General features: G+C 40.8%; 18 protein-coding genes. 7 read left to right on the plus strand and 11 right to left on the minus strand.

What is annotated here, in order from left to right; all coding sequences use genetic code 11:
• The first annotated feature begins 223 nt into the window (after positions 1 to 223).
• A complete protein-coding gene (gene serC, locus GVX98_RS04225) occupies positions 224 to 1,303 on the plus strand; it encodes a 3-phosphoserine/phosphohydroxythreonine transaminase (RefSeq protein ID WP_004982544.1) in 1,080 nt (359 codons plus the stop codon).
• 289 nt (positions 1,304 to 1,592) lie between these two features.
• Here the strand turns inward: serC and GVX98_RS04230 are convergent, their stop codons facing one another.
• The 5 genes from GVX98_RS04230 to map form a co-directional block, all read right to left on the minus strand.
• Positions 1,593 to 2,549 (minus strand): TauD/TfdA family dioxygenase, encoded by a 957-nt coding sequence (locus GVX98_RS04230; protein WP_159127339.1) that lies wholly within the window; start codon positions 2,547 to 2,549, stop codon positions 1,593 to 1,595.
• A gap of 167 nt (positions 2,550 to 2,716) precedes the next feature.
• On the minus strand, positions 2,717 to 2,851 hold the full coding sequence (locus GVX98_RS16970; protein ID WP_004982541.1) for a hypothetical protein: 135 nt from the start codon (positions 2,849 to 2,851) through the stop codon (positions 2,717 to 2,719).
• Positions 2,844 to 4,052, minus strand: a complete 1,209-nt coding sequence (locus GVX98_RS04235) for an MFS transporter (protein WP_004982539.1) — start codon at positions 4,050 to 4,052, stop codon at positions 2,844 to 2,846. The genes GVX98_RS16970 and GVX98_RS04235 overlap by 8 nt, the downstream gene beginning before the upstream one ends.
• 153 nt (positions 4,053 to 4,205) lie before the next feature.
• Entirely contained in the window at positions 4,206 to 5,276 is a 1,071-nt protein-coding gene (locus tag GVX98_RS04240; RefSeq protein ID WP_159127340.1) for an OmpW family protein, read from the minus strand.
• Positions 5,277 to 5,603: 327 nt separating this feature from the next.
• Complete coding sequence (gene map / locus GVX98_RS04245; protein WP_004695821.1) at positions 5,604 to 6,431, minus strand: type I methionyl aminopeptidase; 828 nt, start codon at positions 6,429 to 6,431, stop codon at positions 5,604 to 5,606.
• Positions 6,432 to 6,638: 207 nt separating this feature from the next.
• Here map and rpsB point away from each other — a divergent pair, with 207 nt between their 5' ends.
• The 6 genes from rpsB to GVX98_RS04275 all read left to right on the plus strand — a co-directional run bounded on the left by rpsB (position 6,639) and on the right by GVX98_RS04275 (position 10,975).
• Positions 6,639 to 7,388, plus strand: coding sequence for a 30S ribosomal protein S2 (gene rpsB, locus GVX98_RS04250; protein WP_004982536.1), 750 nt, complete (start codon positions 6,639 to 6,641; stop codon positions 7,386 to 7,388).
• Between the two features lie 141 nt (positions 7,389 to 7,529).
• Positions 7,530 to 8,405: a translation elongation factor Ts gene (gene tsf / locus GVX98_RS04255; RefSeq protein ID WP_004695824.1), complete on the plus strand. Its 876-nt coding sequence runs from the start codon at positions 7,530 to 7,532 to the stop codon at positions 8,403 to 8,405.
• Between the two features lie 83 nt (positions 8,406 to 8,488).
• Positions 8,489 to 8,983 (plus strand): DUF3465 domain-containing protein, encoded by a 495-nt coding sequence (locus GVX98_RS04260; protein WP_159127341.1) that lies wholly within the window; start codon positions 8,489 to 8,491, stop codon positions 8,981 to 8,983.
• Between the two features lie 67 nt (positions 8,984 to 9,050).
• On the plus strand, positions 9,051 to 9,884 hold the full coding sequence (locus GVX98_RS04265; RefSeq protein WP_004982529.1) for an AraC family transcriptional regulator: 834 nt from the start codon (positions 9,051 to 9,053) through the stop codon (positions 9,882 to 9,884).
• 68 nt (positions 9,885 to 9,952) lie between these two features.
• Positions 9,953 to 10,654, plus strand: a complete 702-nt coding sequence (locus GVX98_RS04270) for an AzlC family ABC transporter permease (protein ID WP_159127342.1) — start codon at positions 9,953 to 9,955, stop codon at positions 10,652 to 10,654.
• 3 nt (positions 10,655 to 10,657) lie between these two features.
• Positions 10,658 to 10,975, plus strand: a complete 318-nt coding sequence (locus tag GVX98_RS04275) for an AzlD domain-containing protein (protein WP_004982524.1) — start codon at positions 10,658 to 10,660, stop codon at positions 10,973 to 10,975.
• Positions 10,976 to 11,621: 646 nt separating this feature from the next.
• Here the strand turns inward: GVX98_RS04275 and GVX98_RS04280 are convergent.
• From GVX98_RS04280 to GVX98_RS04305, 6 genes are all read right to left on the minus strand, one after another.
• On the minus strand, positions 11,622 to 12,230 hold the full coding sequence (locus GVX98_RS04280; protein ID WP_004695839.1) for a septal ring lytic transglycosylase RlpA family protein: 609 nt from the start codon (positions 12,228 to 12,230) through the stop codon (positions 11,622 to 11,624).
• Positions 12,231 to 12,517: 287 nt separating this feature from the next.
• Complete coding sequence (gene mltB / locus GVX98_RS04285) at positions 12,518 to 13,519, minus strand: lytic murein transglycosylase B (RefSeq protein ID WP_159127343.1); 1,002 nt, start codon at positions 13,517 to 13,519, stop codon at positions 12,518 to 12,520.
• Positions 13,520 to 13,977: 458 nt separating this feature from the next.
• Positions 13,978 to 14,628: a hypothetical protein gene (locus tag GVX98_RS04290; RefSeq protein WP_004982520.1), complete on the minus strand. Its 651-nt coding sequence runs from the start codon at positions 14,626 to 14,628 to the stop codon at positions 13,978 to 13,980.
• A 27-nt stretch (positions 14,629 to 14,655) separates the two neighbouring features.
• The gene (gene queF, locus GVX98_RS04295) at positions 14,656 to 15,468 is read right to left on the minus strand and encodes an NADPH-dependent 7-cyano-7-deazaguanine reductase QueF (protein ID WP_004982515.1); all 813 of its coding nucleotides are present in this window, start codon (positions 15,466 to 15,468) and stop codon (positions 14,656 to 14,658) included.
• A complete protein-coding gene (locus tag GVX98_RS04300; RefSeq protein ID WP_004982514.1) occupies positions 15,468 to 16,241 on the minus strand; it encodes an ABC transporter permease in 774 nt (257 codons plus the stop codon). Before GVX98_RS04300 ends, queF begins: the two co-directional genes overlap by 1 nt.
• The gene (locus GVX98_RS04305) at positions 16,238 to 17,173 is read right to left on the minus strand and encodes an ABC transporter ATP-binding protein (protein WP_159127344.1); all 936 of its coding nucleotides are present in this window, start codon (positions 17,171 to 17,173) and stop codon (positions 16,238 to 16,240) included. Before GVX98_RS04305 ends, GVX98_RS04300 begins: the two co-directional genes overlap by 4 nt.
• Positions 17,174 to 17,190 lie beyond the last annotated feature (17 nt).

Raw genomic sequence — 17,190 nt, forward strand, 5'->3', positions numbered from 1 at the left:
TTAAGCAAAGGAAATGCTTTCGTTTGAGCTTTGGTGAATCGGAAAGCGCTGCTGTAATTGATTGAGGAGTGCTGAGTTCAAACTGGATCGTTGATCTTGATTGAGTTTTTGACTGTAAAGGTGAGATTACATTGAAATATTTTCAGTTGAATTTACTGCAAGCACTGGCTATCTGTGGTTAAATGCCATCATTTTATTGTGTTTCACTTTGAAAGGAAAAATCATGCGCGCGTACAACTTCTGTGCTGGTCCTGCTGCATTACCTACTGCCGTTTTAGAAAAAGCACAAGCTGAAATGCTTGATTGGCAAGGCAAGGGTCTTTCCATCATGGAAATGAGTCACCGTAGTAAAGACTATGTTGCTGTGGCTGAAAAAGCAGAAGCAGATTTACGTAAACTCATGAACATTCCAGAGAACTATAAAGTCTTGTTCCTTCAAGGTGGTGCTTCACTTCAGTTCTCCGCGATTCCTTTAAATTTGTTGGGTAAAAACAGCAAAGCGGACTATATCCATACTGGAATTTGGTCTGAGAAAGCACTGAAAGAAGCGCAGCGCTATGGCGATATCAACGTCATTGAAGCGGGTACGCAAATTGATGGAAAACTTGCCATTGCAGACTCAAGCACTTGGAACTTATCTCAAGATGCGGCTTATGTGCATTATGTCGATAATGAAACGATTGGTGGTCTTCAGTTTGCGGCTATTCCAGAAACCAATGCACCATTGGTTGCAGACCTGTCTTCAAGTATTTTGTCTGCACCTGTTGATGTGACTAAATTTGGTATCATCTATGCAGGCGCGCAAAAGAATATTGGTCCAGCGGGTTTAACCTTGGTTATTGTTCGTGAAGATCTGCTAGATCAAGCCAAACCTGAAATTCCAAGCATCTTGAAATACGCTTCACAAGCGAAGAATGATTCGATGGTCAATACACCGTCGACCTATGCTTGGTACTTATCAGGTTTAGTGTTTGAATGGTTGCTTGAACAAGGTGGTGTTGAGGCGATTCATAAAGTGAACCTTGAAAAGGCGAAACTGCTTTATGGCTATATCGATGCAAGCGATTTTTATGCAAACCCAATTGCTGTGCAAAACCGTTCAATTATGAATGTGCCGTTTACTTTAGCGAATCCTGATTTAGAAAAACTCTTCCTCAAAGAAGCTGAAGAAAACCATTTGTTGAACCTTGCAGGTCACCGCTCAGTTGGTGGGATGCGCGCAAGTATTTATAATGCGGTTCCACTAGAAGGCGTTCAAGCGCTAGTGAATTTTATGGATGACTTTGCGAAACGCAATGCTTAAGCCATAGAGTCAGAAAAGCCAACTTAAAAGTTGTAATGCCAGTCAGTTAAGAAACTGACTGGCATTTTCTTTTTGCTAAACAAAAGAACAGAAAGAACTCCAAAAATTCGATTTAAAACAGTAAGACTCCGTTGAGAATAGTCCTACAGTAAGTGCATTCTATTGAAATGCATTTACTGATCATTCGTACATTATTTGATAGGCTTTTTTATTGGTTTTTTAACAGATTATCTAAAACAATCGTGACATTTTGGTGTCATGCCAATGAATTATTCATTGTATTTATCGCCTAGTACGGACGCCCACCTGCAAGACTAATACGTTTGAGTAAGCGACGTTGATCGACAGGAAAGGGACGACGTGAATGTAGTGTCACCTGATTATCCCAAAATACAATATCTCCAGTTTCCCAGTGATGTTCATAACGAAACTCAGGTTTGATGATGTGCGTACGAAGTGCAGCAATCAGTTCACTGCCTTCGCTATCATCGACATTGAGCAATTCAACTTCCGAACGGGTATTGAGCCAAAGTGCTTTGCGCCCAGATTCTGGATGTGTGCGGACTAAGGGATGCGGATAGGCATGACCTAAAATAGGTTGATCTTTAAAGCGATAATAAGGGCTGTCTCCATAACCCGTATTGCCTGTATTACTTTGTGCACGGATGAAGGGGTTATAAGTAATCAGCTGTAGCTGTTCGATCTGCTTTTTGACGGCATCGGGAAGCGCATCATAGGCTTTGATGGTATTGAACCAAGAGGTTTGTCCACCGTCTTGAGGAAGCTCAAGAGCATAGAGCAGAGAGCCAAAAGAGGGAAGAGGTGTCCACTGGTGATCGGCATGTGGGGTAAGTTCGCCATGACCAGTGTAGTCGCCTTGACCGACTGCATTGGAAACAGGAACCACATCGGGTGGAACACCAGTGTCAGACTGACTAGCCAGCACTGGATTGTCTGCACTTGGGCGGAAGATAGAACCAAAATAGCTGGCAAAGGCTAAATATTGCAGATCATCCAAAGTTTGGTTTTTAAAAATTAAAATTAGATGTTCAGCCAAAGTTTGTTTTAAGCGATAAATGGTTTCTCCTGCTTGGGCTTTACGGGCATCTAAACCAAAAACCACAGCACCTAAGGCTTCTTCCGCCAGTGGGATAATTTGTATTTCTTCTGGATCTTGAAATTGTTCAGGTTGATGCCAACGCGGGGCATCATGAATCGCTTGTGAAAGTTGAGTTAATGCGGTCATTTTGATTATTTTCTCTAGATATGCGGTCTAGAGAAAATGTAATCAAAATATGTGTAATCTTAAAATTAAAAGAAGTTCTAAACTTATGAAAAAAATTAAAAAATACTAAGCTGATGATTATATTGTTTTTCTTTTATAATGAAATATTGAGCTCAAAATATGCAGATTTAATGTGCGCAAAATGCCTGATTAAAATACTCAAACAGGTCAGGCGTATTCAGCCAAAGGCTAATCGCCAGAGCAAACAAAGCAATAATACTAATGCCGATACCGCATTTGAGCCATAAAAATGAATTAGTCATGGACAACTGCCTTTTCATCGACAAAGAAATGTACCAGTACGCCAAAAACACTCAGAATAATAGAGAACAGCCAAATCAAGTCATAATTACCTGTCACGTCATGGTTCACACCACCCAGCCATCCACCGAAAAATGAACCGACTTGATGAGTAAAGAACACGATGCCGCTCAGCATGCTCAGATATTTAATACCAAACATATTGGCCACAATACCGTTGGTCAAAGGCACTGTAGATAACCATAATAAACCCATCACTACACCAAAGCTATAGATGGTGACTGTGCTGAGTGGGAGCATCAAAAAGGCAATAATGGCAATGCCTCTGAGTCCATATAAGCCCATCAGTAACTTTGGTTTAGAATACTTCCCACCTAGCCAGCCCGCAGTGTAGGTGCCAACGATATTAAATAAACCGACCAGCGCTAAGAAAACAGTTCCTGTAGTTGCATTAAAACCATGGTCAATCAAATAGCCAGGTAAATGGATACCTATAAAGACCACTTGGAAGCCACAGACCAAAAAACCAAGTGATAGGAACCAAAATGGTTTATGGTTTTTCGCAATGACTAAAATATCTTTAAAACTGAGCTGAACTTGATTGGTTGACGCATTCGGTACAACAAAGGCGGGAGCTTTGAGCATCCAAGCCAGTGGAATAATCATCGCAATTAAAAGTGCACTAACGACCAACGCCGCAGACCAGCCAAAGTTTTGTAACAGCAGTAAGGTTGACGGCAGCATAATGAACTGCCCAAAAGAACCCGCTGCACTGGCAATGCCCATAGCAAGGCTACGTTTTTCAGGCGGTGCAGCACGACCCACCGCGGATAACAATACAGAAAAAGAGGTCGCAGATAATGCTAGGCCCAAAATAAGACCGACACTTAAGTTGAGTAACCAACCCGTAGAGCTGACTGCCATGAGCAGCAAACCGATGGTATACAACACACCACCGACGGCAACCACGATTTTAGAGCCATATTTATCTGCTAATGCGCCTGTAAAGGGCTGCGCAGCGCCCCAAATCAGGTTTTGCATCGCAATCGCTAGACTAAAAACATTATGTCCCCAGCCAAACTCATCACTCATAGGCACAAGGTAGAGTCCAAAGCCATGTCGGACACCCAGTGATAATGCCAGAATTATTGCACTTCCAATGAGCATGTAAATCAGCGGTTTGGAAAAATGAGTTTCTGACATATTTCAACCAAAAAATGAGCTTAGAGTTCGCTATATTAAGTGAATTATTTGCTGAAAGCGATGATAAAAAATTGACTATTTGATCAATAAAAACAATGAATATTCATGAAAAAAGACGACTTGGTGTCGTCTTTTTTGTAGTTCTTTTAAGGCTTAGAACCGGTAGCCGACACCTGCATACGCTAGAATAGGGTTAATTTCAATATCGGCTGTGGATTTAATCAGTTCACCGTGCGTAGCATCTTTGACGGTAATCGTGGTTTCATTTTTAAGATGAGCATAGGACACGGAACCGACAGCAAACCATTTATCATTAAAGTCATAGGTGAAACCGACGGTTGCAATAGGCGCGAAGGCATCAGTTGCTTCTAGCTTAACTTTGGGATTGGCTGAACTTTTTTTCCCTTCAAGTGATGCGCCAGCATTTCCTTCTTTAATATTGGCAATCATATGACCTGCTGCAATCAAGTCTTTTTCAGTTTGTGGGTTAATTTCCAGCTCATTAAAGTAGGCATACATCATTCCCACACCGACATAGGGGCGGAATTTATTCACACCTGTTTTACCAAAGTGATATTGGAACTCGAAAGCAGGTGTCCACGCACGTGCAGATGCCGCAGGGCCGTGTGCTTCCAAATCGGTAATGAAAATATCATTTTCAAGTTCTAAATTTCCTAAAGCTCCGCCCATAGGTGTTGCAGTTGCTGAAAAAGGCGCATAAATTTTTCCTTTGCCTTGTAAATCGACTTTAGGTGGAATCCCTGCTTTCATTTCAAAAGAAATATTGTCGGTAAAAAAGTAATTGGTCATGATGCCCAATGTGGTGACATCATCGGCTTCTAAACCTGTGCCTGGGTTGTCCCATTGACTGAGGCCACGTATTTCAGCAGTCCCACTTAGTGCTGAGGGGACATCAGCATTAATTAAAGCTAGCCCATCAAGAGTAGCCTTTAAGAGAGGATTGACGCTACTTCCTGGCTTGATATTGTCGAGCACCGTTTGTGCTTTGATATCTCCAACTTTTGCAGTTTCGCTTTCTTTAACCGATGTGTTAACTCGGAAAGGTTGAGCTTTACCTTGTGGCATAACGTGCAAAGCACCGACCGATACAGAGAAGCGTTTAAAGCCATCACCATCTTGTAGACTAAAATAAGGTGAATCTGCATGTGCAAGCATAGGTAAAGCAGCAATAGACGTTGCTACACAAAGCAATATTTTTTTCATTCTGGGACTCCATGTCCAAATTAGCTATTCGTTTTTATAGAGCGTATTATTAAGGTTGCTGCTACGATAAAGCTGTTGTTTTTGAAGGACATGTGTTTTTGACATTTGTGAATGTCAAAACCCGTTTTGTGTGATCGTGTTACTAGCTTGCAATCTTTGTTACAGGTGAATGAATGTAATAGAAAGCTACTGTTGAGTGTTTTTTGATTCTATGTATATGTAAAATAAAAATAAATTTAAAATTCAATATTTGCTTAGTCATAAAAAAGACCACCTGAAGGTGGTCTTTTTGACAGATGGCATCATATTTCATGCCAATGACAGCAATTAAGACTGAAAGCGTGATAAATCTTCTTCAGGACGTGCAGTTAACACTTCAACCCCGTTTTTAGTGACCAACAATGTATGTTCATACTGTGCAGACAAACTATGGTCTTTGGTCACTACCGTCCATTTATCCCCCAGTAATTTAGTTTTCCAATCACCACCATTGACCATTGGTTCAATGGTAAAGGTCATGCCTTCTTCTAAAATCATGCCTGAGTTTGGTTGACCATAGTGTAAGACTTGAGGTTCGTCATGGAACACAGTCCCAATACCGTGACCACAGTATTCACGCACGACACCAAAACGTTCCGATTCGACATATTGTTGAATGGCGTGACCAATGTCGCCAATGGTTGAACCCGGCTTCACTGTTGCTATTCCACGGTACATTGCTTCTTGTGCCACTTTACATAAACGATTCGCGAGAATAGAAGTTTCGCCACCCACGATGTACATCATGTTGGTATCGCCGTGGAAACCATCTTTAATGACCGTCACATCAATATTTAAAATATCGCCTTTTTTCAACACTTTTGCATCTGAAGGAATGCCGTGACAGACCACATGGTTTACAGAAGTACAAATCACATGTTGGAAAGCAGGGCGACCTGGTGCTGCACCGTAACCTAAACATGCTGGAATCGCGTCTTGTTTATTGACAATATAATCGTGACAAATCGTATCTAACTCAAGTGTAGTCACACCTGGTTTAATATGTGGCTTGATCATATCCAAGACTTCAGCCGCCAGTCGTCCAGCCACACGCATCTTTTCGATGTCTTCAGCGCTTTTGATGAGTCGACGGGGTGCTTCGTAAGTACTGTTCATGATCTCTAAAAACTTTTGGAAATTTGTGTGTGACTATGGTATAAATAGCCGCCCATTTTATCAAATGCTTTTTCGTGAATAAACTTCACGGGCTTTGTGCGATGGGGCAATAAAATCCGCACATATATCGACACATTTCTCTGGGTGCCCGTTAGGGTGGAGGATGCGGATATATGGAGGCCTAACCCAAACTTTAAGGTAAAGAAAATGGCAGATTACAACGTAAGCATGCGCGACCTTCTTCAAGCAGGCGCACACTTCGGTCACCAAACACGTTTCTGGAACCCAAAGATGCGTCAATACATCTTTGGTGCGCGTAACAAAATTCACATCATCAACCTTGAGCACACTGTTCCTGCGTTAAATGATGCTTTGAACTTTGTTAACAACCTTGCTAGCAAAAAGAATAAAGTATTGTTTGTTGGTACGAAACGTGCTGCTTCTAACATCATCCGTGAACAAGCACAACGTGCTGGTCAACCATATGTTGATCACCGTTGGTTAGGTGGTATGTTGACGAACTGGAAAACACTTCGCCAATCTATCAACCGTCTTAAAGACCTTCAAACTCAATCTCAAGATGGTACTTTCGCTAAGCTTACTAAACGTGAAGCTTTAGAGCGTACTCGTGAGATGGAAAAACTTGAACGCGCTTTAGGCGGCGTTAAGAACATGGGTGGTTTACCTGACGCATTATTCGTAATCGACGTTGATCACGAAGCAATTGCAATTAAAGAAGCTAAAAACCTTGGTATTCCTGTAATCGGTATCGTTGATACAAACTCTAACCCAGACAACGTAGACTACGTTATTCCGGGTAATGACGATGCGATCCGTGCAGTTACTTTGTATGCTTCTGCTATGGCTGATGCGATTCTTGCTGGTAAAGAATATGCTCAATCACAAGCAAATGCACAAGCTAAAGTTGAAGAAGCTAAAGAAGCTCCTGAGGCTTAATGCGTTTGACGTAAGCTTGTCATTTTTGCGACATGTGATGGTGGCAAAGTAAGCGTCATGTATGCAGACGGCCCAAGAGACAGCTCTGGGCCGTTTCTGTTCTAAAAAGAATTCATTTTCTACCGTATTTAGGAGATTGACATGACTGCAGTTACAGCAAGCATGGTTAAAGAATTGCGCGATCGTACTGGTCTTGCAATGATGGAATGTAAAAAAGCATTAACAGAAGCGAATGGTGACATCGAATTAGCGATTGATAACCTTCGTAAATCTGGTCAAGCTAAAGCGGCTAAAAAAGCGGGTAACATTGCAGCTGATGGCGCAATCACTATCGCTCAAGACGGTAACAAAGCGCTTCTTTTAGAAGTAAACTGCCAAACTGACTTCGTTGCTAAAGACGAAAACTTTGCTGGTTTCTCTGCTCAAGTTGCTGCTGCTGCGTTAGCTGCTGGCGAAACTGATGCTGCTAAAATTGCTGAATTGAAACTTGAAGATGGTGCAACTGTAGAAGAAGCGCGTATTGCACTTGTTCAAAAAATCGGTGAAAACATCCAAGTTCGTCGTGCTCAAATCATTGAAGGCGAAAACCTTGCAGTTTACAAACACGGTTTAAAAATCGGTGTTGTTGTATCTTACACAGGTGATGCTGCGACTGGTAAAGGTATTGCAATGCACGTTGCTGCATTCAACCCAGTTGCTATCTCTGCTGAAGGTGTATCTGCTGAACTTATCGCTAAAGAGAAAGAAATTGCTGAAGCTAAAGCAATTGAATCTGGTAAGCCTGCAAACATCGTTGAGAAAATGGTCACTGGTTCAGTTGAGAAATACTTGAACGAAGTTGCTCTTGATCGTCAAATGTACGTAATCGACAACGACAAGAAAGTTGCTGACGTTCTTAAAGCAACTGGTACTACGGTTGTTCAATTCGCTCGCTTTGAAGTGGGTGAAGGTATTGAGAAAAAAGCTGAACTTTCTTTCGCTGAAGAAGTTGCTGCTGCTCAAGCTGCTGCAAAATAATTGAAAAATTATTTTGAGTAAAAAAAAGCCCCAAAGGGGCTTTTTTTATACAATGAATAAAAATAAAACGGGGAAGTAGATAAGTGGCCAACAAAACCAACCTAAGTATTGGTGCGGTGATCGTCCTTTTGATTGCTGCATATTTCGGAATCGATCTTCAAGAAAATCAATTACAAACATCGACACCATCAGTCACGGTAGAGCCCACTACACAGACCAGTCAACCGCAAAATCAAGTGCTTGATGGCACAACAAAAATTGCCCAAGCGTTTCAAAGCCGGAAAAGTAATATTCAAGTTCAATCACAAGGGCGTGTTGTGGCTGTGCTTAAGGATGATAATGACGGTACTCGTCATCAAAAATTTATTGTAGAACTCCCTAATGCAATGACGGTTTTGGTTGCACATAATATTGATTTGGCGCCACGTATTGAACGCTTACAAAAAGGGGATACCGTTGGCTTCAATGGTGAATACGAATATAGTGAAAAAGGCGGGGTGATCCACTGGACACATCACGATCCACAACAGCGCCATGAAGGTGGTTGGTTAAAACACCAAGGAAAAACCTATCAGTAGTAGAGCAATTTTGTTCTATACGTTTTGCTGAATCGCAGTATGCTGAGTGTTCAGGAGAGGCCAACTCATGCACGAAATCAGACCCAGTGAATTTGTAAATTACCATCATGTTCAGGAACTTGATGGTCTTGAAATGTTAAAAGCCTCCTATCAGCATACGCAGTTTTCAAAACATACCCATGAAGGCTATTGTATTGGTTTAATTGATGAAGGTGCGCAGTCTTTTTTACGCACAGGGAATCAGCATATTGCACCGCAAGGCGATATTATTTTAGTGAATGCTGATGAGGTACATACGGGTTCTTCTGCTGTTGAAACTGGCTGGTGTTATCGGGCAATTTATCCGACTCCTGAAATGATCCAAGAGGTGAGTAAAGATTTTTTTCATGAAGCAGGTACTATGCCGTGGTTTCCGCAAGCTGTGGTTCATGATGAAGGGTTAGCCGAACAATTGAATTTGCTATTCGATTTGTTATTACAGCCGAAAAATACACTGTTTAAGCAGAGTTTATATATTTCAACTTTGGCTTATTTATTAAGCCGTTATAATCAATCTAAGAAAATATTAAAAGACTTACCCGAAGCACAGCGTAAAGTGGTCTTGGTACAAGAACTACTTGCTGCGGAACCTGAAAGAGAACATCAACTGGCTGAGCTCGCCGCTGTCGTCGGGATGAGCCCATGGCATTTACTGCGTCAATTTAAAAAGTTTACTGGACTTCCACCTCATGCATGGTTGGTACAGTTTCGTTTACGTAAATCTTTATATTTACTCAAACAAGGCTGTGAGATTGCGACAGTCGCACAACTCTGTGGTTTCTCCGATCAAAGCCATTACACTCGTCATTTTAAAAAGTCTTTGGGCTGTACACCTGCGCAATATCTGGCACATAAAATTTAAAATAACAGCAATTTCATACAAGAAAGCCATCTAAGGTATGCCGCATATTGACTCTAGCGAATTGAAAAATGGAGTCTGCTGTGCAGTCGCAATTGATCCAACAAAAAAGTTTAAGCTTTTTCCGTGGCGTACAGGAGATGTTGCCGCTTTCAATCGCCGTTATTCCATGGGGAATATTGGCAGGCTCAGCAGCGATTAATGCGGGTCTGAGTGTCATGCAAGCTGTAGGCATGTCGGCGTTAGTGTTTGCAGGTGCGGCACAATTGGTCAGTTTGAGCATGCTCATGACGGGTGCATCTTTACTGAGTATTCTGATCACCGTGTTTTTTCTAACCAGCCAGCACTTTATTTATGCACTGAGTCTAAGAGAAGAGGTAAAGCCATGGTCACTCAAAAGAAGACTGAGCATTGGCTTTTTGCTGACCGATGAACTCTACGCCACCGCGATGCTGAAGGAAAAGCCGTCTTATGCCTATATGTTGGGTGCAGGATTCAGCTTTTATGTCAGTTGGGTGTTGTTTAGTCTAATGGGTATTTTGCTTGCAAATAAAGTACCTGATCTTTCAACTCTCCACTTAGAATTTTCAATTGTGGTGGTGTTCTTGGTTATGGCGGTGTTGCTGATTCAAAATAAGGCCGCAATTTATGGCGTGGTGAGTTCATCGATCATGGTGCTGATTTTGAGTTGGTTCGAGCTTGGATCAGCTATTTTGCTGGCTGGATTTAGTGGGATGTGGGTTGCTGCGCTCTTTGATCAAGCAGAGGACTAAAACATGACCTGGTTATTTGTTTTGAGTTTGACCTGTGTGACCTTTTTTAATCGGTATTTATTTTTAGAGCCTAAAACTCAAATTCGGCTGCCTAAATTTGCGACACGCATGCTGAAATATGCGGCACCTTGTCTGATGATTTCGATTTGTTTGCCACTGGTTTTTTTTGAAGGCGGGCACTGGAAAGGGATACTTCAAAATAGTTATTTTTATGGGGCAATTTTTACGTTGTTAATCACTCTTTTGACGAGAAAATTATTGCTCAGTATTTTGCTGAGTTTAGGATTTTTTTACGGTCTGAATCTGTTATTCGATTTCTAGCATTTCATTAGCAAATAGGCCCATAAAAGACCGAAAAAAGCATGAAAAAGTGTGAGAGCCCGATCTTTTTCATTGCTTTTAAATTTGTATTGTTCTAGATGCTCACTATTTGCGATTTTTACTATGTCTATCAAATTGGCGTAGCTTCGATTGGGTAACTAAAAAAATTGAAAATAGAGCAAATGAGGCGGGGTTTGAGAACTTTGAAGAAATAAGAAGGTTTTCTTTTTAGTTTTGGTTCATAAAACTGCCCTAATTATACAAAAACAAACAGGGCACTAGTGAATCTAATATCGCAAAAATGGCGCTTAATTTACTAGGTAATTCATAAAATCATTCTAATTTGAAGAATGCATAAAACTACAGTTCAGGGTAGGCAGAAAAATTGGCTTTGATCAGATAAGAATGAGCCGAGAAAATATTTAATTTTGCTAGTCTTCCACCGCTGTAAAAATGTGAGAGCACTCGCTTCAAAAAAATCGGATCGATTAGATTTCGCATCTTATTCAAACTAAGCATCTGGGAGGGATCAAATGATGGGGATCGAGCTGTTTACGGTTGTGTAAAACATTAGGCAAAGATAGGACAATAAAAAAAGCCACATTACTGTGGCTTTGCTGTCAAATGCATGCTGTAGGAAAGAATCTTAAGAGTTTGGTCCATCAATACGTTCAATGCTGACTTTCGCAGTACCTGCATTGGTAATACCCAGTTGCTTCGCAGCACCATAAGAAAGATCAAGTACACGGTTACCGTGGAATGGGCCGCGGTCATTTACTTTAACCACAACACTTTTACCATTGGTTTTATTCGTTACACGAATAAAGCAGTTTAGCGGCAAGCTACGGTGAGCTGCAGTTAATGCATTCATATCGAATGTTTCACCGCTTGCTGTTTTACGACCGTGGAACTGACGACCATACCAAGACGCCATGCCCGTTTGACTAAACTTACGTACTGTATTTGATGCAACAGTATTTAACTTTTCAATCACTGAAGGCTCTTCTTCAGGGATCTCAATTTTTGCAGCGATTGTTTCGCGACGAATCTTATCGCCTGAACGTTCAGTGATTGAAAGGCTATTTAAATTTGAGAAGTGTGAGTTGAAGCCTTGAGCATCTTTATTCAAGACACGCGCAGCTAGGCGAGAGTTATCATTATCATTGGTAAATGATGACTGAACCATCTCTGCTTGCGATTGGCTCAGCGCGATGGTCGAGGCAATGGCCAGTATATATTTAAGCGAAGACTGCATTTATAAACTCCAAAAGACAATACTTTTTTCTTTAAACTAAGTGGTTGAAAGATAAAAAAACTTGCCTGTTAATTCACTTTTGCAACAACATTTGACGAAATGGATAATATTCATGCAGTCATAAGCATGTCTAGTGTTTAATTAAAATAATGATAAAAACTACATAAACCGAACATTTTTTGATTAAAAAATAACCGATATTGTAACAAGGTATGAAAAATGCCGAAATTTACATCATTTTTAAATATTTTTTTATTGACATCTCAAATTTGAGTAAAAAGCTAGCCCTATCGGCTAGCAATTTCAGCCCCTAATTGCCACACTGCAGTCGCATACATACGGCTCTTGTTATAGGTCGTAATCACTTGAAAGTTAGGGTAAGTGATGTAATAACTTTGCCCATAATTTTCCTGTAGTTGGATCACATTCACCATATCTAAATCATCGATTTTGACAATCGGATTGGTCGGTTGAATGCCCTGATTTTTTAAAACACCATAAGGCGTCGGTAAAGTTAAATCTTTAGCAATGACCGCTTCAGGATTTGAGCCACTATAGCGTGCTGCGAATCCAATTGGCTGATTACGTTGCCAGCCATGATTTGCTAAATAGTTGGCAATTGAACCAATCGCATCGACTGCTGAATTTCGTAAATCGACATGGCCATTGCCGTCATAATCCACACCAAACTTTGGAATATTGCTAGGCATAAATTGTGGGTAGCCCACCGCACCTGCATACGAACCTACAACTGAGTTGGTTGGCACGCCATCTTTATAGCTCCATGCGATTAAAGCGCTGAGTTCATCTTGGAAATATTGCTTACGACGTTCGTAACCAAAACCTAAAGTTGCTAAGGCATCACGGGTGACAAAATTACCTTTGTTCGTCCCAAAACCTGTTTCTACCCCTAAAATGCCGAGAATGACTGATTGCGGTACACCAAATTGTTGTTCGGCACGGTTTAAAGTATCTGCATATTGGGCTTTAAAACGGACACCTCGTTGAATGGTGCTTTCTGCCATAAAGTTGGTTTTATATTCGTACCATGGTTTACTTTCACCAGGACGGTTCATAATGTTGATGATGTTGGGTACATTTTTAGAACCATTCATCGCCCAATCGACTTGTTCAGCAGACAGACCATAATTTTGCATGGTTTTTTGTTTAAAGCTGTAATAGCCAGGATGAGAAGCAAAATCGTTGGCTTGGCAAAAACTGGTGATCGACAAAGCGCCAATCAATAAAGGTAAACGTTTAACTTTGTTATAAAAGTTTAAATTTAACATAGAAGTCTAATTTCCAGAGTCGTTATTGGCAGTGGAGCAAAGCGAATAGGGGAATGCCCATAGTTCGCGTTTCTGTTATGTCGAAATTCTTGTGAACGGAGTCTAGCGTGAGTAGGCTTTAAGATAACATTGTCTGTACTGAAGCGGGCAAATAGGTATACAAAAAAAGACAAACTCAGTCTATATAAAGGACAGATCAATCAAAATGGTACATTTTTTCAGGCAGAATATTTACGTGACTATATAAGTCAAGTTTTACTGACTGATATAAAAAGTCCTCCTTATATAGAGGCAATTAAAATTGTAGTATTTAGGGTCTAGTGACAATGACAAAAAGATCTGGTCTCAGCTTATATATGGACTTTATATAAAGAGCAAGAAATCACAGCTTAGAAACCAAAATGACCCTACACAAGTAGAGTCATTTTGATCTGAAAAGTCTCGAAGACTTTTAGTACTTAAGCATGAAATAAGGTGTCGTGATATTCAGCTAAAGCTAAAAGTTCATCTTTGGTTAAATTGGGGATGATTTTATTGGCAGCAATATGCACTGCTTTAATGACAGCTGCAGAACCGATATCGGCCGCTTTACGCTTAATCATGCCCAAATCGAGGGTTTTATTAAAGTCATTCATGAAGTGGCGTACAGTCGCTTCAGCAAACTGTTTATACAGTTCGGTTAACGCGGCTTTATCTACTTCATTGCCTGCTTTAATTTCAGCATAGTTATATTTGAGGCTGGTCACTAAGCTTGCATCTAACGCTTCACCCACACGGAACTGACTTTCAGCATCTTTAAACAAGCTTTTTTCAGAAAACTGAATCGATGCTTGAACCACATCATTCGATGATTTGCCTAAAAGCTGCTTCAACAGAACCGCAACTGTTGACTTAATATAGCCAGCCAGTTTCTCGGCTGTGTCTCGTTTATCACTCGGTGGGAAACGACGTACTAACTCAGTCAAAATGGCATCAATAATTTCATCATTGATGAGTAGTGCTGTTTTATCTCGAAGTGGATATAAAGGCTCACTTGAGTCTTTCTTCTGCTGAGCAGTTTGAATAGTCTGTAAAAGTTCAGTCGATGGAATAAAACCAAAAAATGGCATCGTGTATTAACCTCAATGTTCTTTATTTTATTGTCGCGCCAATCGAATTGGGCGGGGCATCCATGACACATCTGACACACGACAAGGGTTAATGTCTAAACCACCACGACGTGTATAAGCTGCGTACACCATCAGTTTTTCAGGTTTCAAATTTTGCCAAATATCGGCAAATATTTGTTCCACACATTGTTCGTGGAAACCGTTGTGCTGACGGTAAGAGATAATATAAGCCAGTATGCTGTTATAACAAGGCTTTTTACCTTTATATCGAATAAATACCGTACCCCAATCAGGTTGTCCAGTGACTGGACAGTTACTTCTGAGTAAATGCGAGTAAATCTGTACTTCAACATCTTCCGCAGCGTCATCTAATGTCAATAGATTTGCATTGGGATGATTTTCCAATTGGGTCGGAGTCAGTTCATCAATACAGATACCTTCAGGTTGACTAATTTCCACATCATCGACATGAAAAAGATCAATCTGGACATCTGCGCCAGCCGCCGCCGATAAATCCTGTTCAACCGTTGCTTTAAACGCAGCTTTAGACTCAAACTGAGTAAAGTTCATGCTATTAAAGTAAAGTTTTAATGACTTTGACTCAATGAGGTTGGGCGAGGTGGCCGGCAGGCTGATGCGACCAATGGCAACTTGCGGAACACCATGGTGATTTAACCAAGAAATTTCAAAAACATGCCACCAGTCTTTACCTTGTTGAATACCTTCAACATGCGCATAGTGCTCACGTGCTGTAGCACGAGCAATAGGAAAAAGAATATCGGGTTGATAAGTTGTAGGGTAATTGGTGTCTTTACCCAAAAGAGAATGTTCTACACTCATTATTCACGCATTCCTGAACCACGAGAAAGTAAATAGTAAGCAATGCCATAAAGCACTGCACAGCATATGGTCATAACAGATAGGGAGACGACGACGTTAACATCGCTATGACCTAAGATACCGAAACGAAAAGCATTGACCATATATACAATCGGATTGATCAACGATAAATTTTGCCAAAAAGGGCTGAGTGCTGAAATGGCATAAAATACGCCACCTAAATAAGTTAAAGGAGTCAGCACAAAGGTTGGGATGATGGAGATATCATCAAAAGATTTGGCATACACCGCATTGATAAAACCACCCAGTGAAAATAAGAACGAGGTGACCAAGACGGTGTAAATGGTAACAAACCAATTGGTAATATAAAGGTCAGTAAAAAATAAACTCATGGCTGTCACAATGATACCGACCAAGACCCCGCGACAGACACCACCTAAGACAAAGCCCCATAAAATGGCATGCAAAGGTACAGGACTCATGATCAGCTCTTCAATACTTTTTTGAAATTTGGCACTAAAAAAGCTCGAAGAAACGTTAGCATAACTGTTGGTAATCACCGCCATCATAATCAGTCCAGGCACGATGAACTGCATATAGCTAAATCCGCCCATCTCACCAATACGAGAACCGACCAAATTGCCAAATATCACAAAGTACAAACTCATGGTAATGGCAGGTGGAAGCAAGGTTTGCGGCCAGATGCGCATAAAGCGGCGAATTTCTTTATGCACCAGAGTATATAAAGCTACGCTAAGTTGATTTAAGTTCATGGCGTAGTTCCTTCAAGATTTTTTTCGACCATCTTCACAAACAGTTCTTCTAAACGGTTAGATTTGTTCCGCATACTACGAACTTGGATTCCTTGCGCTTCGAGTAATTGAAATAAGTCATTGAGGGTATGCGCTCTATCCATAGTCACTTCTAAAGTCACGGCATCGACTAAATGGAAACGAACCCCAATGATGTCGATATGAATCGGTTCAATTGGTGCGGCCAAATCAAAAATAAAGGTTTCTTCATTCAGTTGATTGAGGAAATTTTTCATGCTGGTGTCTTCTTTAATGACACCACGGTCAATAATGGCAATTCGACGACACAGCATTTCTGCTTCTTCTAAATAATGTGTGGTTAAAATGATCGATGTGCCTTTATTGTTCATTTCTGTCAGGAAGTCCCACATCGAACGACGTAACTCAATATCAACCCCTGCTGTGGGTTCATCTAAAATAAGGAGTTTCGGTTCATGCATCATGGCACGGGCAATCATCAGGCGACGTTTCATACCGCCCGAAAGCATACGGGCTTGAACGCCGCGTTTTTCCCATAAGCCGAGTTTTTCTAAATATTCTTCAGCACGAACTTCCGCAATTTTTTTAGGAATACCATAATATCCCGCTTGTGTGACTAAGATATCGAAGGTTTTTTCAAACTGACCGAAGTTAAACTCTTGAGGTACAACTCCTAAGCACTGTTTCGCTTGAGAGGGGTGTGTATCGAGATTATGTCCAAAGATTTCGACAGTGCCTGAGGTTTTCTTGGTCAATGAGCTGATAATACCAATCGTTGTAGATTTGCCTGCACCATTGGGTCCAAGAAGGGCATAAAACTCACCTTCAGGAACAGTTAAATCGATGCCTTTTAAAGCCTGAAACCCATTTTTATAGGTTTTGGACAAATCTCTTAACGTCAATGCATCAGTCATGAAATTCTCGAATGATT

Source organism: Acinetobacter sp. 8I-beige (genome assembly GCF_902505955.1).
Lineage (GTDB): Bacteria > Pseudomonadota > Gammaproteobacteria > Pseudomonadales > Moraxellaceae > Acinetobacter > Acinetobacter johnsonii.